We start from the raw sequence: 21,781 nt of genomic DNA, 5'->3' as shown, positions 1-21,781 counted from the left end.
GCAAGGGACTTTTTCGACATTTTGGATTATTTCAGGCGCGCGGGCGCGGTGCGTAGCCCGGCGGCTGCTGCGGCGGAGGCAACAGCGGATCCAGCGGTACGACCGGACGGGTCACCGGTTCACCCGCGGTGACCTCGACGGGTTCGCCGTACAACAGGATCGGCAGTCGCCCGTCCCTGCCGTCACGCAGACCGACCCGGGTCACCTCGTGATCCGCCTCCACCCACAGGCGCAGGCCGCTGTGCCGCAGGTTGAACCGCAGACGGCTGATCCCGGACGGCAACCGGGGTGCCAGCGCGATCACCGCCGGGCCGCTCTCACACTCGCGCAGCCCACCGAACCCCTCCACTATCGTCGACCACGAGCCGGCCAGCGAGGCGATGTGCAGGCCGTCGCGGGTGTTGCCGTGCAGGTCGTGCAGGTCGACCATGGCCGCCTCCCACGCGTAGTCGTGGGCCAGCTCCAGATGACCGACCGCGGCACACATGACGGCTTGGGTGCAGGCGGACAGTGACGAATCCCGTACGGTGATCCGCTCGTAGTAGTCGACGTTGCGGGCCATCTGCTCAGGCGTGAACGCGTCGTCGCACCAGTGCATGGCCAGCACCAGATCGGCCTGCTTGCACACCTGACGGCGGTACAGCTGGAAGTAGGGAGCCTGCAACATCAGCGGGCCGTCCGGCTTCTCGTCCGGGAACGGCCAGGGGGCGTACCTGGTGAAGCCCTCCGACTGCGGGTGCACACCCAGGCGTTCGTCGTACGGGATGTGCACCGCGTTCGCACACGCCCGCCAGGTGTCCGGCTCGTCCGGCCCGACGCCCAGCTCGGCCGCCTGCTCCGGGTTCCGGGCGCAGGCGTCCGCGGCCGCCCGCAGGTTCCGGGCCGCCATCAGGTTGGTGAAGACGTTGTCGTCGGCGACCGCGCTGTACTCGTCCGGGCCGGTCACCCCGTCCACGTGCCAGGACCCGCCGGCGTCGTGATGGCCGTGCGACACCCACAGACGGGCCGTCTCCACCAGGATCTCCAGGCCGCCCTCCACCTCCAGCCGGCCGTCCCCGGTCACCCGGCGGTAGCGGTCCACCGCCCGCGCCACCACCGCGTTCAGGTGCAGGGCCGCGGTGCCGGCCGGCCAGTACGCCGAACACTCGCTGCCGCTCAGGGTGCGCCACGGGAACGCCGCCCCGGACAGGCCCAGCATCTCGGCCCGGCGGCGGGCCCCCGGCAGGATGTCGTGCCGCCAGCGCAGCGCGTCGGCGGCCGCCTCCGGAGCGGTGTACATCAGCAGCGGCAGGATGTAACCCTCGGTGTCCCAGAAGGCATGGCCGTCGTACCCCGGACCGGTCAGGCCTTTGCTCGGGATACCCCGGCGCTCGGTACGGGCCCCCGCCTGCAACACCTCGAACAGGGCGAACCGGACCGCCTGCTGGAGAGCCGGATCGCCGTCGATCTCCACGTCGGCGGCGTCCCAGAAGTCGTCCAGCCGGGCCCGCTGCTCGGCCACCAGACCGTCCCAGCCGAAATAGCGGGCGGTGTTCAGCGCGGCCGCGACCTGATCACGCAGTGCCTCGGTGGAGCGGGCCGGGCTCCAGCCGTACCCCAGGAATTTGACGATCCGCAACCGCCCGCCCGGCGGCAGGACGGTGACCACCGTCGTCCTCGCCCAGTTCTCCCGGACGTCGGTCTCCTCCTGGTAGTCGGTCGGCGCCTCGACCACGTGATCCATGCCGGCCGCCATCAGCAGACCGCTGCGGCGGGTCCGGTGCAGCAGCACCGCGCCGTGCTGCTCGGTGTCCTGCTCCACCGCGACCAGCGGATCCTTCAGCGCGGCGGCCACCCGCGGGTCGTCGGAGACCTTGACCTGCTCCTCGTTCGCGGCCAGCCCGGACTGCACGGTGATCCGGACCTCGTGGTCCACCGCCTCCACCTCGTAGACCGTCGCGGCCACCGCGCGCTGGGTCAGCGAGACCAGACGCTCGCTGTGGATCCGCACCCGGCGGCCGGCCGGGGACTCCCAGTCGACGTCGCGCGACAGCAGGCCGGAGCGCATGTCCAGGGTCCGCTCGTGGGAGTGCAGGGTGCCGCGCTCGACGTGGAACTGCTCGTCGTCCACCATCAACCGGATGATCTTGCCGTCGGTCACGTTGACCACGGTCTCGCCCTGCTCGGGATATCCGTAGCCGCCCTCCGGGTAGGGCAGCGGGCGTTCCTCGTAGTACGAGTTGAGGTAGGTGCCGGAGATCTCGTGCGGTTCGCCCTCGTCCAGGTTGCCGCGCAGGCCCAGGTAGCCGTTCGCCAGGGCGAACACCGACTCGGTCTGGGCCAGGCGGGTCAGGTCGAGGTGGGTTTCGTGCAGCTGCCAGGGCTCGACTCTCATCACGTCTCAGTCGGTAACCCCTGGTACGGGTGGGGAAACTGGCAGTTTCCTGAGCGGTGGTCCCGCCGCGGGTTCTCCGGCAACCGACCGGAAACGATCACGCACCGAGTCTGCGATCACCGGTTCCCGGCCGTCGCCGAAGTCAAAGGTGAGCCCGCACCGCAGCGGGATCACACTTCGGAAGGACGACTTCTTGCGCCAGCTTCTTCGCCGCCTCGCCGTGACCGCCCTCCTCGCCCCGGTCGCCGCTCTCGGCGCCGCCACGATGACCGCGTCTCCCGTGCAGGCCGCTCCGGCGAAGGCTTCCGAGGTGGCGCTGCAGACCACGGTCAACAAGCTGGTCAACGCCGAGCGCGTCAAGCGCGGCTGCTCGGCGCTCAAGGTCAACGCGCAGCTGACCACCGCCGCCCGCGGGCACAGCGCGTGGATGGCGCAGACCGGCAAGTTCTCGCACACCGGCAAGGGCGGCTCGCGCTTCGTCAGCCGGGTCAAGGCCGCCGGGTTCTCGAACCCGTCCGCCGAGAACATCGCGTGGGGCTACCGGGACGCCGCCGCCGTGGTCGACGGCTGGATGAAGAGCCCCGGTCACCGCGCCAACATCCTCAACTGCAAGTCGAAGACGGTCGGGGTCGGTGTGGTGTTCGCGGCCGGCGGTACCCCGTACTACACGCAGGACTTCGGTTTCTGAAGTCAATCAGTGGGCAAGTAGAGGGCGTCCGAGAAACGACGGAAGGGCCTTTACGATGACCACCTACGACAGCACTGTCGGTGCGCGGCCGAACATCGCGACGGGCTCCGACAGCACGGACATCACCGCGAACGGTTCGCCGGTCAAGCTGGCGCGCAAGCGTCCCGTCGCCGCCGGTGTGGCGGCGCTGGGTCTGGCCGCCGTCGCGGCCGGCAGCGTGATCGGCGGCCGGAAGATCGTCGAGGCGCGCAAGCCGCGCAGCCGCTGGCAGCGCCTGATGGACCGGGTTCGCTGACGCTCCACCTCCTCGCACGGGCCGGTCACCCTCACGGGTGGCCGGCCCTGCTTCGGTAGGCGCTCGGGGACGTGCCGCGGACCCGTTTGAAGGCGACCGTCAGGGCGAACGCGTTGGCGTATCCCACCTGCCGCGCGATCGAGGCCACCGTGGCATCGCCGCCGCGCAGGGCCGCGGCCGCCAGGTCGAGACGCCAGTGGGTGAGATAGGTCATCGGTGGCTGGCCGACCAGGGTGGTGAACCGGCGGGCGAACGCGGCCCGGGACGCCCCCGCCGCGGTGGCCAGCCCGGCGACCGTCCACGGCCGGGCCGGATCGTCGTGCACCAGGCGCAGAGCCGGGCCGACGAGCGGATCGCCGTACGCGCGGTACCAGCCCTCCTGCTCCCCCAGCCACACCCGTAACACCGCGACCAGCGCCAGATCCAGCAGCCGGTCGAGGACCACCTGCTGGCCGGGTTCGTCCCGGTCGATCTCGGCGGCGAGCAGATCGGTGAGCGGCGAGTCGATCCGCTCACGCGGCACGTGCACCACCCGGGGCAGCAGGGCCATCAGCCGGGCGCTGACGTGCCCGGCCACCTGGTAGGTGCCGCTGGCCAGGATGGTCGGCCCGGTACTCGACTTGACGTCGCGCGCGGTCAGCTCGACACCGTCCACGGTGATCAGGCGGTTGCCGGGCAGGACCCGGATCTGCGGGCGGGTGCCGGGCGCGTCGGCGACGGTGTACGGCTCCGGGCCGCGCACGATCGCCACTCCCCCGGGCTCGACCCGCACCGCCTCGCCGTCGTCGAACACCACCCAGGCGTGCCCGCGCACCGGGCTGGCGAATGCGAGCAGTGCCTGGTCGTCGATCCGCAGTCCCCAGGGCGGGGTGAGCGCGACCCGGCAGAAGGCGGCGGTGTGTGCCCGTACCCCGTCCAGCAGGTTGCCGAGTGGATCCATGGTCTCCCCGTTCGTGTGCCGATCCGTGGCTCGATTCGGGCCACGGATCGGCACGCGAACCGAAGACGCCTGGACATGTGGACGAGCCTGTCGAACATGGATCGTCTCACTCTCTCCCACTTGACTGGAGGCACACCACAACGAGGAGGTCACCATGTACGCGATCACCGGAGTCACCGGCCACGTCGGCGGGGCCGCCGCCCGGGCACTGCGCGACGCGGGCCACCCGGTGCGGGCGGTGGTCCGGGACGCCACCCGCGGCGGCGGATTCACCGAGGCCGCGGTCGCCGACTTCACCGACCGGGCCGCGCTCGCCGCCGCCCTGACCGGAGCCACCGGGGCGTTCGTGCTGCTCCCGACCATCCCGGCCGGGGACGACACCGACCACCGGCGGCTGGCCGCCACGATCGCCGGCGCGGTCGCCGACAGTGGGGTCCGGCACGTGGCGGCGCTGTCCTCGTACGGCGCCGAACTGCCCGAGGGCACCGGGCCGGTCCGCTGGCTGCACCACTTCGAGAACCTGCTGCGCGACACCGGCGCCCGGGTCACCGCGATCCGCTCGCCGCACTTCCAGGAGAAGGTCGAGGAGGTCCTCGCCCCGGCCACCGGCGCCGGGATCTACCCGGTCTTCGGCGCGTCGGCCGACGTGCCGGTGCCGATGGTGGCCACCCGGGACATCGGGGCCGCCGTGGCGCAGGCGCTGCTCCACCCGCCGGCCGGGGACGAGGTCGTGGACCTGACGGCGCCGGAGTACACCGAGCGGCAGGTCGCCGAGGCGCTGGGCGCGGTGCTCGGCCGGAAGCTGGAGGTGGTGACCGTACCCCGGGAGGCCTGGATCCCGACCTGGGTGGACGCCGGCATGCCACCGGGCCTCGCCGCCGAGCTGGTGGAACTCTACGAGGCGACGGAACGGGGCGTGCTCGTGCCCCGCGGTGACCGCAGCCACCACGCCACCACTCGCATCGACGAAACTCTATCGGGATTGATTTCGTAGTCGATAGCATCCACAGACATCGAATCGATAGGTGTCAGTGGGGGAACTCGACATTGAACGCATTCCGCATGTCCATCGCCATGGCGGCGGCCGCGACGTTGACACTCACCGCGACCGCCGCCCACGCCAAGGCCCCGGATGACGCGGCGACCCGCGCCTACACGCAGATCGCCGCGCTCCAGCAGCTCAAGAAATCCCTGACCCCGGTCGAACGCAAACTCGACAGCCACCTCGCGATCGAACTCCGCAAGCGCACCGGACGGATCTCCGCGTCGGCGCTGCCCGCGCTCACCACCGGCGTCGAGGTCTCCAAGTCCGGCACCACCGAGGTGGAGATCCGGGCCGCCAAGGTCGACGACGGCCTGCTCGGCCGGCTGCGGGCGGCCGGCGCGGGAGTCCGATTCCCGTCGGCGCGCACCGGCACGGTCCTGGTCGAGGCGCCGGTCACCGCCCTGCCCACGATCGCCGGCTGGTCCGACGTCACCACGATCACCAGGAAACACGGGCTGATCAGCGGCCGGCAGACCCAGCGGCCCACCGCCGACAGCAAACAGGACAAGGCACAACGGATCGACACCGCCGTACGGGCGGCGAAGGTGACCCCGAAGATCGCCGCCGCAGCCGGTGAACTCACCTCCGAGGGTGACCGGGTGCACGCCGCCGACACCGCCCGGACCAGGCACAAGGTGACCGGCGTGGGGGTGAAGGTCTGCGCCCTGTCCGACGGCGTGGACTCGCTCGCCGCCTCACAGGCCAGCGGCGACCTGCCCGCCGACGTCGACGTGCTCGGTGGCCAGGAGGGCTCCGGCGACGAGGGCACCGCCATGCTGGAGATCATCCACGACCTGGTGCCGAACGCCCGCCTCGGCTTCGCCACCGCCTTCACCAGCGAGGCCAGCTTCGCGCAGAACATCCGGGACCTGCGGTTCACCGGAGGCTGCGACATCATCGTCGACGACGTCGTCTACTACCACGAGAGCCCCTTCCAGGACGGGCTGCCGGCCCAGTCGGTCAACGCGGTCACCGCCGACGGGGCGTTCTACTTCAGCTCGGCCGGCAACGAGGGCAACACCATCGACGGCACCTCCGGCAACTGGGAGGGCGACTTCACCGACTCCGGCATCGGAGTCGGCAAGTTCGCCGGCGACGCCCACGACTTCGACCCCGGCGCCGGGGTGCAGGTCTTCAACGGCCTCACCCCGAACAGCGCCGGCCGGGTGACCACCCTGTGGTGGGCCGACCCGCTGCTCGGCTCGGCCAACGACTACGACCTGTACCTGTTCAACGCGGCCGGCAACGTCACCGACTTCTCCCAGGACACCCAGGACGGCGACGACGACCCGTTCGAGATCCTGCAGACCGGGGCCGGCACCGGCCAGAAACTGGCCGTCGTCAAATACGCCGGCGCCGACCGGTACCTGCAGCTCTCGGTGTTCCGGGGCCGCTTCACCGGCTTCTCCACCCCCGGCGTCACCCGGGGGCACAGCGCCGCGGTGAACGCGTTCTCGGTGGCCGCCGCCCCGGCCAAGGACCCGCTGCCGTTCGCCCTGGAAGCCGGCGACCCGCCCAACCCGACCGGACCGTACCCGAACGTCTTCACCCGGCAGCAGCTGCCCGAACGGTTCACCTCGGACGGGCCCCGACGGGTGTTCTACCAGGCCGACGGCACCCCGATCACCCCCGGCGACTACACCGCCACCGGCGGCTCGCTGCGGGTCAAACCGGAGATCACCGCCGCCGACGGGGTGGTCACCACGGTGCCCGGCTTCGAGCGGTTCTTCGGCACCTCGGCCGCCGCGCCCCACGCCGCCGCGATCGCCGCACTGGCCCTGTCCGGCAACCCCGGACTGACCAACGCCGAGATCCGGGCCGGCCTCACCGGCACCGCACTCGACCTGACACCGAGCGGGTACGACGCCCGTACCGGCAATGGGTTGATCCGCGCCGACCTGGTGCTGCGCAACACCGGAGCCACCCCGCAACCCCTGGTCCGGCCGGGTGAACCGGCGGTCACGCCGGCCACCGGCGACGGCGACGCCTACCTGGAGCCCGGCGAATCCGGCACGGTCACCCTGCCGGCCGAGAACGTCGGCGACGGTACGGCCACCGGCGTCAGCGTGGTCGTCGACACCGACCACGCCGGAGCCACCGTCACCCCACGCTCCCGGTCGTACGGCAGCATCGCCGCCGGAGCCTCCAAGACCAGGGACTTCACCCTCAAGCTGGCCGCCGGGTACCCGCTCGGACGACCGGTCGCCCTGTCCGTCCGGGCCACCTTCGCCGGCGTGCTGTCGCCGACCACGAGCACCGTGCTCGTGCCGACCGGGCAGGCGTCGACGACGGTCCGGGACTTCGCCTACACCGGCCCGGTCGTCCCGATCCCGGACAACGACCCGGCCGGGGCGACGGCCACGGTCGACGTCAGCGGTGTCGGATACGCGTCATCACTCACCCTCTCCATCGACGGCACCGAATGCTCCACCGCCACCGGCGCCACCACCGTCGGCCTCGACCACTCGTGGGCCGGCGACCTGGTCGCCACGCTGACCGCACCCGACGGCCGGGCGGCCACCCTGTTCGCCCGCGACGGCGGAGGCGGCAACAACCTGTGCCAGGTGGTGTTCGACGACGGCGCGGCGGCCCCGTTCTCGTCGGTGACGGCGGCGAACGCACCGTTCACCGGCACCTGGCGGCCGGACGTCGCACTGTCGACCCTGCGGGCGTCGTCGGCGGACGGCCCCTGGACCCTCAAGGTCACCGACAGCGCCAGCGCCGACACCGGCTCGCTGCGGGCCTTCACCCTGCACATCGCCGGTTTCGAACCGGCCTGACCCCTGCTTGTGCCCCCGGGTTCATCCGCCCGGGGGCACAAGCCCGTCAGGCGGCCGGCACCACAGCGGTCCGGCCCGTGCCGGGCCGCTCCGCCATGCGACACCTTTCCGGCCGGCGAGCCGTGGGGGTTCGGCTGGGCCGGTGCCGTCACATCGGCCCAGCGCCGTGATCGGACTCCGGTGCAGCATGTGACCTGACCGTCAGCACTCGATCACGTTGACGGCGAGGCCGCCTCGTGACGTCTCCTTGTACTTGATCTTCATGTCGGCACCCGTCTCCTTCATGGTCTTGATGACCTTGTCGAGGGAGACGTGGTGGCGGCCGTCGCCGCGCAGCGCCATCCGGGCCGCGGTGACCGCCTTGACCGCGGCCATCCCGTTGCGCTCGATACACGGGATCTGCACCAGGCCGCCGACCGGATCGCAGGTCAGGCCCAGGTTGTGTTCCATGCCGATCTCGGCCGCGTTCTCCACCTGCTCCGGAGTGCCGCCCAGCACCTCGGCCAGCCCGGCCGCCGCCATCGCGCACGCCGAACCCACCTCGCCCTGGCAGCCCACCTCCGCGCCGGAGATGCTGGCGTTCTCCTTGAACAGCAGGCCGATCGCGCCCGCCGCCAGCAGGAACCGGACCACGCCGTCGGGTGACGCGCCGGGCACGAAGTCCAGGTAGTACCGCAGCACCGCCGGAATGATGCCGGCCGCGCCGTTCGTCGGGGCGGTCACCACCCGGCCGCCGGCCGCGTTCTGCTCGTTCACCGCCATCGCGTAGACGGTCAGCCACTCCATGGCGTGTGCGGCCGGGTCGCCCGCGGCCCGCAGCTGCCGGGCGATCGCGGCGGCCCGGCGGCGGACCTTCAGAGCACCCGGGAGTACGCCCTCCGCGTCCAGCCCGGCGTCGATGCAGTCGCTCATCACCCGCCAGATCCCGAGCAGCCCGTCTCCGACCTCGGCCTCCGCGCGCCGGGCCGATTCGTTGGCCAGCATCAGGCGGGAGATCGACAGGCCGGTGGAGCGGGTCGACTCCAGCAGCTCGTCACCGGAGAGGAACGGGTAGGGCACGGGTGGCTGCTTCGGGCGTACCGCCGACGCGGTGACGTCGCCGGTGACGAACCCGCCGCCGACCGAGAAATAGGTCTTGCGCAGCAACTCGGCGCCGTCGTCACCGAACGCCGTGAAGATCATGCCGTTGGGGTGTTCGGGCAGTGACCGGCGACGGTGCAGCACCATGTCGACGGTGAAATCGTCGACCTGCGGATCCAGGCTCGTGTCGACGGTCTCCGGGTTCTCGCCCATCAACCCGAGCAGCACCGCGCGCGGGGTGCCGTGCCCGTGACCGGTGGCGCCCAGCGAACCGAACAACTCGGCCCGGACGGTGCCCACCCGGTCCTTGGGCAGGCGGGCGGCGAACAGGGCCGCCGCGCGCATCGGCCCGACGGTGTGTGAGCTGGACGGGCCGATACCGATGGAGAACAGATCGAAAACGGACACGGCCATGGCAGGGAGGCTCCTTAGCGAGGTGGGCCTCCCCCGCTCTGTCATGGGTGCCTGAGAGCTTCACCGCGTCGCGGTTTGCACCTTGGGCGCAGCCTCCGAGGGCTGGCTTTCCAGAGTCGCCTGACCGTTGCGGTACGTGGGCCTGAGAGATTCTGAGGGAGAAGTTGCTCCTTCGGCGCCCCACCGGTGCCGGCGGGGACTCTCCCGCGACGGTCGTCACGGCTTCTTCGATTGTGTCCCCGGACCCTACCCGGTGCCCCCGCCGAGGGCCACCCACGAAAGCCGGATCCGGACACACCCGGCTGCCGGACTCTCCCCTCGTACCGACGTGGGGTGGTTATGCTCGTGATCCCTATGGACAACCTGACGCACACGCTGATCAGCGTCCTGGTCGGTGAGGCGGTGCACCGGACCGTTCCGCCGTCCGCGATCCTCAGCGACCGGGCCCGGCGCGGCATCGCGATCACCGTCATGGCGGTCGGCGGCAACCTCCCGGACGCCGATGTGATCTACACCGGCTGGGCCGGGAGCACCCTGGACTACCTGCTGCACCACCGCGGGCACACGCACACCGTGCTCGGCGCGTTCGGGCTGTCGATAGTGATCTTCGGTGTGGCGATGCTGTGGTGGCGGTTTCGTGAGGTGCGGCCGGGGCGGGCCGAGATCGGGTTCCTGGCCGGGTTGTCGATCCTGGCGCCACTGCTGCACATCGGGCTCGACTTCACCAACAGTTACGGTGTGCACCCGTTCTGGCCGCTCGACGACCGCTGGTACTACGGCGATTCGGTCTTCATCGTCGAGCCCCTGCTCTGGGCCTGCTCGGCGGCGCTGCTGTTCGTGCTGCCCGGGCGTACCGCAAAGGTGTTGATCGGTCTCGTCCTCACCGCCGGGATCGGGCTGAGCTGGTTCACCGGCTTCGTGCCGGCCTCGTTCGCGGCGTTGCTCACCGTGCAGACCGCCGGGCTCGCCGCGCTCAGCCGGTTCGCGCCGGCACGGGTCGCGCTGTCCGCCGGGATCGCCGTCTGGCTGGGCCTCACCGCGACGTTCGTGATCACCGCCCGGACCGCCGAGAACCGGATCGAGGCACTGCTGGCGGACCGGTTCCCGGCGGAGCGCACGCTCGACGTCGTGCTCACCCCGATGCCGGCCGACCCGGTCTGCCGCGAGGTGCTGGCGATTCGGCGGACCACGGACACGTACACCGTGCGACGGGCTTTTCATTCGCTGGCGCCGGGCTGGATTCCGGCCGCGCGGTGCGCCGGGCTGTACCCGACGAGCGGGGCGACGACCGTTGCGCTGAGCCCGGTCGCGGCGGCCCCGGACCAGGAGATCGTCTGGGCCGGCGAGGTCACCGTCCCGGCCGGGCGGCTGGCGGCGCTCGCCTCCGAGTACTGTGCCGTCGGCGCGCTGCTGCAGTTCGCCCGCGCGCCGTGGGCGATCCCGCGGGGCGACGGCTGGGTGGCCGGCGACCTGCGCTACGACCGCGAGCCGGGGCTGGGGATGGCCGAGGTCGAGGTGGGCCCGGGACGCGACGAGTGCCCGATGCTCCCGGCGCCGTGGACGCCGCCGCGGGAGGACCTGCTCACCGGTCCGTGAGGGTTGGGTTCCGGGCCACGGGGCACATCCGGGGCATGAGTCGAGGTGTTCGGGCGGCCGCTGCCGCCGCGGTGTCGGCCGTCGCGGCGGTGGCCGTGCGGGATCTGTTCCAGCGTGACCATGCCCTGTTGCGCAACTTCCCGGTGCTCGGGCACGGCCGCTACCTGATCGAGGCGATCGGGCCGGAGCTGCGGCAGTACGTGGTGGCCGGCAACGACGAGGAACGGCCGTTCACCCGTGACCAGCGCCGATGGGTCTACGCCTCGGCGAAGAAGGAGAACAACTACTTCGGCTTCGGTACGGACAACGACATCGAGTACACCGCCGGCTACCCGATCATCAAGCACCGTACGTTCGGCCGCGCCGTGCCCCGATCGCACCCGGCGGCCGGGCTGGAGGCGGACGTCCCGTGCGCGAAGGTGCTCGGTGGGGCACGCCGGCGGGTCAAGGCGTTCCGCCCCGACTCGGTCGTCAACATCTCCGGGATGAGCTTCGGTTCGCTCTCCGGCAAGGCGATCGAGGCGCTGAACCGTGGCGCCGAGCTGGCCGGGTGCCTGCACAACACCGGGGAGGGCGCGCTGTCGCCGTACCATCGGATGGGTGGGCAGTTGATCTTCCAGATCGGCACCTCCTACTTCGGGTGCCGTGACGAGCAGGGCCGCTTCGACCTGCGGCGGCTCAAGGACGCGGTGGCGTCGGCGCCGGTGCGGGCCCTGGAGATCAAGCTCAGCCAGGGCGCCAAGCCGAGCCTCGGTGGACTGCTGCCCGGGGCGAAGGTGTCCGCGGAGATCGCCGAGACCCGGGGCATCCCGCGGGGCGTGGACTGCGTGAGCCCGTCACGGCACGCCGAGTTCTCCGACACCGACAGCCTGCTCGACTGGGTGGAACTGCTCGCCACCGAGACCGGCCTTCCGGTCGGCATCAAGTCGGCCGTCGGTGACCTGGGGTTCTGGGAGGAACTGACCGACCTGATGGCCACCACCGGCCGGGGTGTGGACTTCGTGACCATCGACGGCGGTGAGGGCGGCACCGGCGCCGCGCCACTGATCTTCACCGACACGGTGTCCCTGCCGTTCCAGATCGGGTTCGCCCGGGTGTACCGGCTCTTCGCCGAACGGGGCCTGGCCGAGAAGGTGGTCTTCGCCGGCTCCGGCAAGCTCGGGCTGCCGGACAACGCGATCGTCGCGTTCGCGCTCGGCGTCGACATGGTGACCGTGGGCCGCGAGGCGATGCTCGCGATCGGGTGCATCCAGGCGCAGAAGTGCCACACCGACACCTGCCCGACCGGGGTGGCCACCCAGAACAGATGGCTGACGCGTGGACTGGATCCGCACCTCAAGTCGGTTCGTGTCGCCAACTACATCAAGACGTTGCGGCGTGACCTGCTGAAGGTCGCCGAGGCGTGCGGGGTCGAGCATCCCGGGCTCATCGACACCGGCTCGGTGGAGATCCTGGACGGGCGGACCGGGGCGACACCCCTGGACCGGGTGTACGACTACCAGCCCGGCTGGGGCCTGCCCTCGGACACCGACCGTAGGGCGATCATCGAGCTGATGACGGCGACCGAACCGCAAGGGGGCAGCGCTCCCCCGTCGGCCGCGGCCTCACTCTGACGGCACACAGTTGGTGCTGGTGCGCCGCACCGAATACTCCCGGTCGTCGGAGGTGATGCCGGACGGGACACCGGCGAACCAGGCCTCCATCTTCTCTCCGGCGGCCCGCTGCTCGTAGTGCAGGTGGGGTGCGCCCGACTTGCCGGTGCTGCCGATCCGGCCGAGCTGCTGCCCCTGCTCGACCCGCTGGCCCTCGCTGACCGTCGGCGGTTCGAGCATGTGCAGGTACTGGGTGGTCCACAGGCCACCGTGGTCGATCTTCACCCAGTACCCCGCGCCGGTGCCGATCGGGCCGTCGGGGTTGTCCGGGGTGCGCTCGCCGAGTGTGCCGTTGATGCCCGACTCGATCACCTCACCGGCGTACGACGCCAGGATCGGCCGACCCCAGGCCTTGCCGCGGGACGGGAAGAAGTCGATGTCGAAGTCGTCGTGGCCCGGATAGGTGCCGAGGATCCAGGTCTCGTCACAGGCCACCGGCAGCTGGAAGGCCGGGCGCGGCCCCGGCTCCCGCGGCGTCGTCAGCACGAACACGGCGGCGGCGGCCAGGGCGACGGTCACGGCGGCCCCGGCGAACAACGGTACGGGGCGGCGCTCGGTCACTGTCTGATCATTTCAGAGCCGGGCAAGCGGGCCCGGGCAGCCGGTCCGGTGGGTCCGCCCGGTCCCGGCGCCACGGACCGGACTCCGCCGTCCGGTGTGTGCCGGACGGCGGAGTTCCGAGCAGGTCGATCGGTTTCACCTCAGGAGGCGAAGGCTTTCACCTCCAGCAGCCCCACCGACGCCGCGCCGCTGGTCAGGGCCACCCGCAATCGTGTGGTGGCGACCGGTGTGAACGTGACGTTGTTGTATTGATTCGCGGCTGCCGGGTATCCGCTCGGCGCCGCCACGTCGACGTAGGCGCTGCCGTTCCAGTACTGGAGTCTCCACGACGCCGGCAGGTCGATGCCCTGCCCGTCGTCGAAGAAGTAGACCTGTGCCGAGCCCACCGTCTGCGCCGCCGGCCAGGTCAGTTCGGCCCACTGCTGGCCCTGGTCGGGCCAGGTGCCCCAGCGCGGGTTGACGGTGTCGTTGGACGACGGCGGGTCGATGCCGTCGTTGATCGCGGCCACGCTCTCCCAGGCCGAGGTGTAGGACGCGCTCGGGGTCGCCGTCGCGGCCAGGTTCGGATTCGCCGGGACGGTGCCCTGGCCGAAGAGCTTCACCTCGGTGAGCCCGGTCTTGGGGGCACCGGACGGCTGGGTGAACTGCAGGCGCAGCCGTGATGTGCTGACCGGGGTGAATGTGGCCTTGTTGAAGTTGGCCTGTGGCGTGCCGGGCGTCTTGACCTGACTTGACGTGCTGACCCAGGCGCTGCCGTTCCAATACTGCACGTTGTACGCGCTGGGCGGCCGGTAGCGGTTGCCGGCCCGGTCGTTGCGGAAGTAGATCCAGGCCTCGTCGACCGTACGGCTGGTTCCGAAGTTGAACTCCACCCAGTCGGTGGTGTTGCCGCTGCCGAAGCTGCCCCACAGTGGCGCGCTGGTGGGCAGGCCGTCGACGATGCCGGAGGTGGCGGTGCCCGACGTGGTGTACGACGCGGTGACGGTCGCGCCGGAGGCCAGGTTGGGCCGGGTGGAGGTGAGGTCGACCCCGGCCTTGCCGAACACGTCGACCATCCGGGAGCTGCTCTGCACCACGTTCTGCGGTGCCCGCAGCGTCGGGAAGGCGGCGTTGTGGACGACCGTCCCGGTGCTGGTGACCGCGCCGGTGGCCGGGTTGTAGGTGAACGGCACCAGGCTGTTCAGGGTCGCGACCCGGGTCCCGTTCAGGAAGATCGAGTAGCCCTGCGGCACCCCGGGGTAGCGGGTCACGCCGTCGGACGGGTCGTCCCAGACGATCGACAGGTCGGCGTTGCGGTAGCGCAGGTTGTTGACCGCGAAGTGGCTCCAGCCGATGTTGATCGGGGACAGCTCGATCGTGGTGTCGGTGCGCGGCCGCAGTCCGGCCACGTCCTCGATGACGGTCCAGTTGCTGCTGCCGAGGATGTTGTGGTGGATCCACGACCGGTAGGTGATGGCGCTGCCGTTCCAGTCGGCCCAGAACTCGTTGGCGTCCGGCCAGTTGGTGTCACCGTTGACGTATTGGGCCCAGGCGTTCCAGTACAGCAGCTTCTTGTAGTCCTCGTTGACCATCCAGCTGTTCGGATAGTTGCGCAGCACCTGCGAGTAGAGCCGGAACTGCACCGTCGAGTTGATGGTGGAGAAGTTGTTGCTGCCCGTCGCCGATGCCGCCTTGTCCTTCTGGTTGGCGGTGTAGAACGGGAAGATCGGGTATTCGGCCGGGTCGGCGTAGAGGCGCAGGGCCTCCCGGTACTGGGCGGTGTTCGGCATCAGCCCGACGGCGTACGGATAGTAGTTGTTGATCTCCTTCCAGGGCACGTGGGTGTTCGTCGCCACGTGCTTGTGCTCCAGCAGCTGCCGGGACGGGTTCCACAACGTGTTGATCACCCCGTTGCGGATCCGGTCGGCCAGCGTCTGCATCTCGGCCGCCTTCGCCGTGTTGCCCATCAACGTGTACGCGTCACGTGCCGCGATCGCCGCCGTCCACACGTACGCGGTCTCGGCCCGGTCCAGGTTGCCGGCCCGCCAGTGGAACGAGACGGCGTCGGCGTCGTTGCCGGTCATCGCGCCCCAGTCGTACTCGATGACGCCGTTGTTGTTGGTGTCGTAGGTGGCCAGCTGGCCTTTCGCGTCACCTTCGGCGTACCGGGCGAAGTTGGGCAGCATGGCCGGCTGGCCGCCGTGGATCTGGTAGGCCCGCCAGGCCGCCTCGGCGATGTACTGGGTGTACGAGTTGGACCAGTTCTCCGGGTCGCCCGGGTTGTCGACGAACCGGCCGTTCGCCGAGTACTGCCCGACGGCGAGGTAGTTGCCGTAGGCGTACTCCGGGCTGCGCAGGTACTTCAGGTCGTCGATGTGCATCGGCTGGGTCAGCGCGATCGCGTTGTTGTAGCCGGTCACGCCCTCGATCGACTGCGGGAACTGGAAGTCCTGGCCGGGGATGTCGGCGTCCAGGTGGTTGTAGCGCATCAGCCACCAGCGGTAGTAGATGCTCTTCTTGATCGCGGCGTCCGGCACGTCGATGTAGGGGACGTTGTCGGCCCACCACTTGTTGTACTCCCGGACGTGCACGCCGAACGCGTCGGCGGGCGTACGGGTGCGGTAGGCGTCGTAGTCGGTCCGGGACGCCGGGATCTCGTTGGCGACCATGCCGAGCTGCACCTTGACGGTGACCGTGGCCCCGGCCGGGACCGTTATCGATCGGCTCAGCGCCCCGCCGGCGGCGGTGAAGCCGTCCCCGGAGAGCCGCGGGTAGAGGGTGGTCAGGTTGTTCTTCACCGCGCGGGTGCCGGTGAGTTCGGTGCCGCTGACGGTGGTCGCGTAGGGCGAGGTGGCGGACAGGTTCAGGGTGGTCGACGCGGTGCCGTTGTTGCTCGCGGCGACGTTGGTGACCAGCACGTTGTTGGTGGTGATGAACTTGGTGACCGCCAGCCGCATCGATCCGCTGGTGTGCACGCTGCGCCAGTGGCTGGGGGTCTGGCGGCGCTGCCCGGCCTGCTCGGTGAAGGTGCCCGGCGAGGCGGTGATCGCGTAGGCGTTCTGGCTGCTGATGTTGTCCCAGTAGGCGGCGTTCCCGCCGAAACCGATCACTGCCGGGTTGTGCGTGTTCATGTACGCCGCCCGGCCCCGGGTCATCAGCCAGGTGCCGGCCGGGTCGTTGCCGGTGCGGGCCAGCAGCCGGTCCATCCAGAAGTCGGTGCCGGCGCTCTCCGCGTCGTAGATCGCCTTCATGGTGTCCCCGGTCGTGTACCCCACCGGCGGCGCCGGGATCGAACCGGTGTTACCGAAGGTGGGATAGCCGATGGTCTGCGCGGCCAGAGCCGGCTTGGCCACCCCCACCCCACCGACGACCAGGACCACGCCCATCAGGTACGCCCACGGCCGCCGGTTCACGACTGGAACGCCTTCCACTCGAGCACGCCTGTGGAGAGGCCGGTGCGGGACGTGATGTTGAGCCGCAACCGGGTGGTGCTGACAGTGTTGAAGGTGATCGGGTTCTCGGTGTCGCCGGCCACCCCGCAGGGGGATTGACCGGGCACGTTGACGTATTGACTGCCGTTCCAGTACTGGAGTTGACACGAGGCGGGCAGATCGATGCCCTGGTTGTCGTCGAACCAGTAGACCGAGCTGCGGTTCAGCGACCGCGCGGCCGGCCACTGGTACTCGATCCACTGCGTGCCCTGCTCCGGCCAGTTGCCGTAGGCGAGGTTCGACCGGTCCTGGGAGTTCGCCGGCGTACCCCCGTTGTTGATCGCCGCCAGGCTCTCCCACGACGAGACGTACGAGGTGGACGCGGTGGCCGACGGCGCCACGTTGGTGCCGCTCCCGCCGCCGCCACCGGTGGTCGGGATGACCCGCTGGATCGTGCCGTCCGCGTTGAAGTACAGCTTGTCCACCGCCACCGACCGGCGGAAGTTGCCACCGCCCGGGGCGTCAGCGGTGTGGTAGACGATGTACCACTGGCCGTTCAGCTCGACGACTCCCGCGTGGTTGGTGGTCGACGACACCTGCCCGAGCACGACACCCCGGTGGGTCCAGGGGCCGAGCGGGCTGGTCGCGGTGGCGTACCGCTGGCAGGCGTAGTTGGAGTTGGTGACGCATCCACCGGTGTCGTTGGCCGCGTACATCATGTAGTAGAGGCCGTTGCGCTTGAACATCCACGGGGCCTCCCAGAAGTTGGTGAGTCCCTGCGGGGTGACCACCGGCCCGACCGTGTCGATCATGTTCGAGGCGAGCCGGACCGCGCGCGGCGCCCAGTACCCGCCCCAGTACATGTAGGCCTGTCCGTCGTCGTCGACGAAGACGGTCGGATCGATGTTGAGTCCCGACGAGTTGGCGGTGCTGTCGCTGATCAGCGGTCCGCCCTTGGCGTCGGTGAACGGGCCGAGCGGGCTGTCGCCGACCGCCACCCCGATGTTCATCCAGCCCGGCCCGTTGCCGTTGACCGAGGTGTACCAGTAGTACTTGCCGTTGCGCGGCTCGACCTCGCCGGCCCACGCGTCGGCGCCGGCCCAGGAGAAGGTGCCGATGTTCGCGCGGGCGCCGTGGTGGGTCCAGTTCTGCGCGTCGGTGGACGACAGCACGTGCCACTCACGCATCAGGAAGTTGTTGTTACCGGTGGGCGCCTCGTCCCGGCCGGCGTAGACGTACATGGTGTTGCCGACGACCAGGGGTGCCGGGTCGGCGGTGTAGATACTGGTGATGATCGGGTTGGCGGCCTGTGCCGCGGTGGCGATCGCTACCGCGGCGGCAGCGGTGACCAGCGCGCACGAGGCGGCCAGCCATCTCCTCGGTGACATCGGCGACTGCCTTTCTCTCTACTGTCCGGTGGCGTGCAGTTGAGAAACCTCGGCCGCCGACAGCGCCCGGCTGTGGATCCGGAAGTTGTCGACGGCCGCGGTGAGGTAGGGATCGGCGGAGTACTGGGAGCGGCCGATCCAGTTCTGTCCGGTGGACGGCAACATCGACGGCCGTACCGTCAATGTGGTGTTGCGGGCGACCTCGGCGCCGTTGAGGTAGAGCACGCCGAGATCGCCGGTGTGGGTGACGGCGACATGCGCCCATCCGCCGGTGGGCAGGGCGGCCGGCGCGTCGATGCGCTGCTCCGCCCCGGACCCGCCGGTGGTGATCGCGTATCGCATGGTGCCCGCGCCGCTGCGCGGAGTCAGGAACAGGTAGGCGCCGGTCCCGGTGCCGAAGTCGAAGACGCGCGCCCAGGTGGCGGCGGTGTCGAGGCGGATCCAGGTGGCGACGGTGTAGGCGGTGGCGCCGGCCAGGATCCCGGCGGGCAGGCTGACGTGCGCGGCGCCGCCGTTGAGCAGGATCGCGCCGCCGGTCCGTCCGGTGGTCCGGGTGGCCGCCCCGGCCAGGGTGCCGTTCCAGCCGTTGCCGGTGGCGTCGGTGACAGTGCTCCCGGACGTCTCGTCGAACGGGTACCGCGCCTCCCGCGGCACCGTGCCGGTCACCCGCCAGTAGACCGAGTAGCGCTGTCCGTGCGTCTGGTAGAAGGGCCGCAGCAGCACCGATCCGGTGGTGTACTCCAGTGCCGTCCCGGTCGGCCGCAGCGTCGCCGGGTCGAGTGTGGGCAGGGCGTTCAGGTTGCCGGTGCCGAACTGCCCGGCGAGGACGATCGGGCCGTGCCGGACCGCGCGGACCGCCGGGTCGTCCGGGGCCGGGTCCAGGACGAGGGTCGCCGGCAGGCTGATCTCGACGACGTCGCCGCTGGTCCAGGTCCGATTGACGGAGAGGTACGTGCCCGGGGCCGGCGCCCCGGTGAGGGTGCCGTTGACCCGTACCTGGGCGCCGGAGGTCCAGCCGGGGATGCGCAGCCGCATGTCGATCGGGCCGGAGCCGGTGACCGTGAGCCGCGCGGTGGTGCTCTCCGGGAACGTGGTGTCCTGCCGGATGGTGATGCCCCGACCCGGCCAGGTCAAGGTGGACGGGACGTACAGGTTGACGTACAGAGTCGTGGTGTTGTCGGTGAAGTAGACGCTGTCGGCGAGCTTGGTGTTGGTCTCCATGCCGGTGCCGTGGCAGCACGTGAAGTCGTCGTAGTCGTTGCTGTACGTCTTGATGCCACCCGCGCGCAGCGGCACGTAGTAGCAGTGATGCCCGTGTGCCGAGTTCGGGTTCTGCGCGCCGAGCAGGTGGTTGAACAGCGCCTTCTCGTAGAAGTCCATCAGCTCGCCGGCCCGGCCCGGGTCGGTGAAGAACAACTGCCGGGTCAACTTCAGCATGTTGTACGTGTTGCAGCACTCGCACGTGCTGTCGGACAGTTCCGCGGCGATCCGGTCCGGTGCCTGGAAGTACTCGCCGTTGGAGTTGCCACCGATCGCGTACGAGTGCCGGCGTACCACGAGATTCCAGAAGTTGACCGCGATGTCCCGGTACCGGGTGTCGCCGGTGGCGTGGAATCCGCGGATCGCGGCGATCGCCTTGGGGATCTGCGTGTTGGCGTGGAATCCGGCGAGCACGTCGACGTTGTTCGCGAGCGGGTCGAGCACCTGATCGTGGTCGAAGTACTGGGCGGTGAACAGGTGCACCGGGTCCTCGGTCAACTGGTACAGGTTGAACAGCGTCTCGCCGATGCCACCGAACTCGACACGGAGCATCTGCTGGCGCTGGGCGTGGGTGAGCCGGCTGTTACGGGCCTGCACCCAGGCGGCCTTGCGCAGCAGCACCTGCAGGGCCTGGCTGTTTCCGGTCAGCTGGTGCCAGTCGAGCAGCCCCTGCGCGATCTTGTGCAGGGTGTAGTACGGCGCCCACACCTGCTGGCCGGTCTCCACCCGGTCGATGAAGCTCTCCGGGTACGCCGACAGGTAGCCGTTCGGCCGCTGGCAGAGCGCGAGCTGGGCGACCAGGTAGTCACCCTGGGTCTGGAAGGCGGTGTCGCCGGTGCCGGTGTACGCCTGGGCGAGTGCGGTCAGCACGTGGCCGGTGGAGTGCCCGCGCAGCTCGGTGGTGGGCGACTCCCAGCCGCCGCACGGGGTGGCCGACGACGACAGGCCGGCGTTCCGGCGGAACGTGTGCAGCAGACGGTCCATGTTCAGGAACTTCAGATACGCGTGGGTGCGGCCGGTGTTCGCGGCGAACGGCCCGCCGGTCAGGGTGACGGCGGTGAGCGGAAACCCGTACGCGGAGACTCCGGTGTCCGGGCGGGCCAGCGTCACCGGCGGCAGGAGGGCGGCCGCGGCCCCGGCTTTCAGGAGGTTTCGACGCGAGATCATGGGACACCTTTCGCCGCGGTGTCCCGGCCGGGTGGGGCCCGGCCGGGACGGGTTGGTTCACAGGGGGACGGCGCTGATCAATATCCGTAGCGGCTCTTCAGGTGCCGCCACCAGTCACGGAACATCCAGGCGTCGAACTCGGTGATCGACGCCGAACTGCCGGCGCGCATGATGAAGTTGCTGACCCCGCTGGGAGTCCAGTCGTAGAAGTCGTCGAGACCCCAGGTATGACCGATCTCGTGCAGCAGGATCGTCATGTTCGCCGTGTTCAGGTTGGACATGTAGTACTCGCGGCCCATCCGCTGGCCCCAGTCGCCACCGGCTCCGCCACCGAACCCGTCGGTGAGCCAGAGTGACTGGTCGTAGTGCCGGGCGTACCCGCCGGGACAGTTGGGGTACTGCCCGTTCTGGTTGAAGAAGCGCCCGCACGGCACCGAACACTGCGGGGCGTTCTCACGGATGTCGTTGACGTAGATGTCCACGCTGTTGTCGGTCCACTGCAACTGCGACCGATTTCGTACGGCCCAGCCGACCACTTTCACCGGCACGTCCCGGTACGGCCAGGCGTTGTGCCCGACCAGCTCGTCCATCCACTTCTTGTGCTGACGGGCGAGGGTGGCGTGGATCTGGTCGCGCTGGGCGGCGGTCACGGTCGCCGTGGAGTCCCAGCGGACGCAGTAGTTGATGTACCCACGGTTGGCCATGACCTGGTCCCAGCCGTAGTTGCGGAACCCGTACAGGTTGCCGCCGTTGTAGGTCTGCTCCTGGTGCTGCCAGACCTGGTTCAGTGGAGTGACCAGGTTGGACGGCGGGCTCCAGGTGGCCGGTGCGGCCTGGGCCGCACCCGGGGCGAGCACGATCGCCAGCATCGCGGCGATCAGCGTCACGAGCCGTCTCGCTCTCACGGAAACCTCCTTGATCGGTTATTGATCGACGAGCGTCGATGCCTTGGGCAAGGGTGGTACCCGGCGTTTCAGTGCACAGGAGTTCGCCGGATGGACTTCACGCATCTGCCCCGGTGATGCGGGTCACCTGCTCGGTACGCTGCCCTACGAAAACGTTTTCGGCAAGATGTTCACACGGTTACGAAATTGATCCATGTGAACGCGCGCTTGCTTTACATACACGCGT

At 70.0% G+C, this 21,781-nt stretch carries 14 protein-coding genes and 2 riboswitches; of the genes, 6 read left to right on the top strand and 8 right to left on the bottom strand.

From position 1 onward, the window contains the following. Positions 1 to 31 precede the first annotated feature (31 nt). Positions 32 to 2,374 carry a glycoside hydrolase family 65 protein gene (locus ACQ0O7_RS15455; protein WP_430782745.1) on the bottom strand — a complete coding sequence of 781 codons (2,343 nt, stop codon included), beginning with the start codon at positions 2,372 to 2,374 and terminating at the stop codon, positions 32 to 34. 193 nt (positions 2,375 to 2,567) lie between these two features. Here ACQ0O7_RS15455 and ACQ0O7_RS15450 point away from each other — a divergent pair, with 193 nt between their 5' ends. Beyond that, entirely contained in the window at positions 2,568 to 3,062 is a 495-nt protein-coding gene (locus ACQ0O7_RS15450) for a CAP domain-containing protein (protein WP_430782744.1), read from the top strand. A 55-nt stretch (positions 3,063 to 3,117) separates the two neighbouring features. Beyond that, positions 3,118 to 3,357 carry a hypothetical protein gene (locus tag ACQ0O7_RS15445; protein WP_430782743.1) on the top strand — a complete coding sequence of 80 codons (240 nt, stop codon included), beginning with the start codon at positions 3,118 to 3,120 and terminating at the stop codon, positions 3,355 to 3,357. Positions 3,358 to 3,388: 31 nt separating this feature from the next. Here ACQ0O7_RS15445 and ACQ0O7_RS15440 read toward each other — a convergent pair whose 3' ends face one another. Next, a complete protein-coding gene (locus ACQ0O7_RS15440; RefSeq protein WP_430782742.1) occupies positions 3,389 to 4,297 on the bottom strand; it encodes an AraC family transcriptional regulator in 909 nt (302 codons plus the stop codon). A gap of 154 nt (positions 4,298 to 4,451) precedes the next feature. Between ACQ0O7_RS15440 and ACQ0O7_RS15435 the strand changes: the two genes are divergently transcribed. Both ACQ0O7_RS15435 and ACQ0O7_RS15430 read left to right on the top strand, forming a co-directional pair. Then, complete coding sequence (locus tag ACQ0O7_RS15435) at positions 4,452 to 5,291, top strand: NmrA family NAD(P)-binding protein (protein WP_430782741.1); 840 nt, start codon at positions 4,452 to 4,454, stop codon at positions 5,289 to 5,291. Positions 5,292 to 5,359: 68 nt separating this feature from the next. Beyond that, positions 5,360 to 8,122 (top strand): S8 family serine peptidase, encoded by a 2,763-nt coding sequence (locus ACQ0O7_RS15430; protein ID WP_430782740.1) that lies wholly within the window; start codon positions 5,360 to 5,362, stop codon positions 8,120 to 8,122. Between the two features lie 201 nt (positions 8,123 to 8,323). On the opposite strand, the gene ACQ0O7_RS15425 is transcribed toward ACQ0O7_RS15430, so the two are convergent. Continuing rightward, a complete protein-coding gene (locus tag ACQ0O7_RS15425) occupies positions 8,324 to 9,616 on the bottom strand; it encodes an L-serine ammonia-lyase (protein ID WP_430782739.1) in 1,293 nt (430 codons plus the stop codon). Positions 9,617 to 9,644: 28 nt separating this feature from the next. Continuing rightward, positions 9,645 to 9,736, bottom strand: a riboswitch (glycine riboswitch). Next, positions 9,737 to 9,833: riboswitch (glycine riboswitch) on the bottom strand. 137 nt (positions 9,834 to 9,970) lie between these two features. Between ACQ0O7_RS15425 and ACQ0O7_RS15420 the strand changes: the two genes are divergently transcribed. Then, a complete protein-coding gene (locus ACQ0O7_RS15420; protein WP_430782738.1) occupies positions 9,971 to 11,212 on the top strand; it encodes a metal-dependent hydrolase in 1,242 nt (413 codons plus the stop codon). Between the two features lie 35 nt (positions 11,213 to 11,247). Then, on the top strand, positions 11,248 to 12,825 hold the full coding sequence (locus ACQ0O7_RS15415) for a glutamate synthase-related protein (protein WP_430782737.1): 1,578 nt from the start codon (positions 11,248 to 11,250) through the stop codon (positions 12,823 to 12,825). Here ACQ0O7_RS15415 and ACQ0O7_RS15410 read toward each other — a convergent pair. The 5 genes from ACQ0O7_RS15410 to ACQ0O7_RS15390 form a co-directional block, all read right to left on the bottom strand. Next, complete coding sequence (locus ACQ0O7_RS15410) at positions 12,817 to 13,425, bottom strand: M23 family metallopeptidase (protein WP_430782736.1); 609 nt, start codon at positions 13,423 to 13,425, stop codon at positions 12,817 to 12,819. The two genes, ACQ0O7_RS15415 and ACQ0O7_RS15410, sit on opposite strands and share 9 nt — an antisense overlap. Before the next feature lie 140 nt (positions 13,426 to 13,565). Further along, complete coding sequence (locus ACQ0O7_RS15405; RefSeq protein WP_430782735.1) at positions 13,566 to 16,817, bottom strand: discoidin domain-containing protein; 3,252 nt, start codon at positions 16,815 to 16,817, stop codon at positions 13,566 to 13,568. Then, a complete protein-coding gene (locus ACQ0O7_RS15400) occupies positions 16,814 to 18,223 on the bottom strand; it encodes a glycoside hydrolase family 43 protein (protein WP_430782734.1) in 1,410 nt (469 codons plus the stop codon). Before ACQ0O7_RS15400 ends, ACQ0O7_RS15405 begins: the two co-directional genes overlap by 4 nt. Before the next feature lie 18 nt (positions 18,224 to 18,241). Beyond that, positions 18,242 to 20,650, bottom strand: a complete 2,409-nt coding sequence (locus ACQ0O7_RS15395) for a beta-L-arabinofuranosidase domain-containing protein (protein ID WP_430782733.1) — start codon at positions 20,648 to 20,650, stop codon at positions 18,242 to 18,244. A 77-nt stretch (positions 20,651 to 20,727) separates the two neighbouring features. Continuing rightward, positions 20,728 to 21,555 (bottom strand): hypothetical protein, encoded by an 828-nt coding sequence (locus ACQ0O7_RS15390; protein WP_430782732.1) that lies wholly within the window; start codon positions 21,553 to 21,555, stop codon positions 20,728 to 20,730. Positions 21,556 to 21,781 lie beyond the last annotated feature (226 nt).

This window comes from Actinoplanes sp. G11-F43 (genome assembly GCF_050589265.1).
Taxonomy (GTDB): domain Bacteria; phylum Actinomycetota; class Actinomycetes; order Mycobacteriales; family Micromonosporaceae; genus Actinoplanes.
Note: the sequence above shows the minus strand (reverse complement) of the source record. Positions and strands in the feature narration are given on the sequence as shown.

What these genes read in the sequence shown, in the direction of transcription:
- ACQ0O7_RS15425 (WP_430782739.1), bottom strand. Translation starts at nt 9,616, where the DNA reads ATGGCCGTGTCCGTTTTCGATCTGTTCTCCATCGGTATCGGCCCGTCC.
- ACQ0O7_RS15430 (WP_430782740.1), top strand. Translation starts at nt 5,360, where the DNA reads ATGTCCATCGCCATGGCGGCGGCCGCGACGTTGACACTCACCGCGACC.
- ACQ0O7_RS15455 (WP_430782745.1), bottom strand. Translation starts at nt 2,374, where the DNA reads ATGAGAGTCGAGCCCTGGCAGCTGCACGAAACCCACCTCGACCTGACC.
- ACQ0O7_RS15445 (WP_430782743.1), top strand. Translation starts at nt 3,118, where the DNA reads ATGACCACCTACGACAGCACTGTCGGTGCGCGGCCGAACATCGCGACG.
- ACQ0O7_RS15420 (WP_430782738.1), top strand. Translation starts at nt 9,971, where the DNA reads ATGGACAACCTGACGCACACGCTGATCAGCGTCCTGGTCGGTGAGGCG.
- ACQ0O7_RS15395 (WP_430782733.1), bottom strand. Translation starts at nt 20,650, where the DNA reads ATGATCTCGCGTCGAAACCTCCTGAAAGCCGGGGCCGCGGCCGCCCTC.
- ACQ0O7_RS15415 (WP_430782737.1), top strand. Translation starts at nt 11,248, where the DNA reads ATGAGTCGAGGTGTTCGGGCGGCCGCTGCCGCCGCGGTGTCGGCCGTC.
- ACQ0O7_RS15440 (WP_430782742.1), bottom strand. Translation starts at nt 4,297, where the DNA reads ATGGATCCACTCGGCAACCTGCTGGACGGGGTACGGGCACACACCGCC.
- ACQ0O7_RS15435 (WP_430782741.1), top strand. Translation starts at nt 4,452, where the DNA reads ATGTACGCGATCACCGGAGTCACCGGCCACGTCGGCGGGGCCGCCGCC.
- ACQ0O7_RS15400 (WP_430782734.1), bottom strand. Translation starts at nt 18,223, where the DNA reads ATGTCACCGAGGAGATGGCTGGCCGCCTCGTGCGCGCTGGTCACCGCT.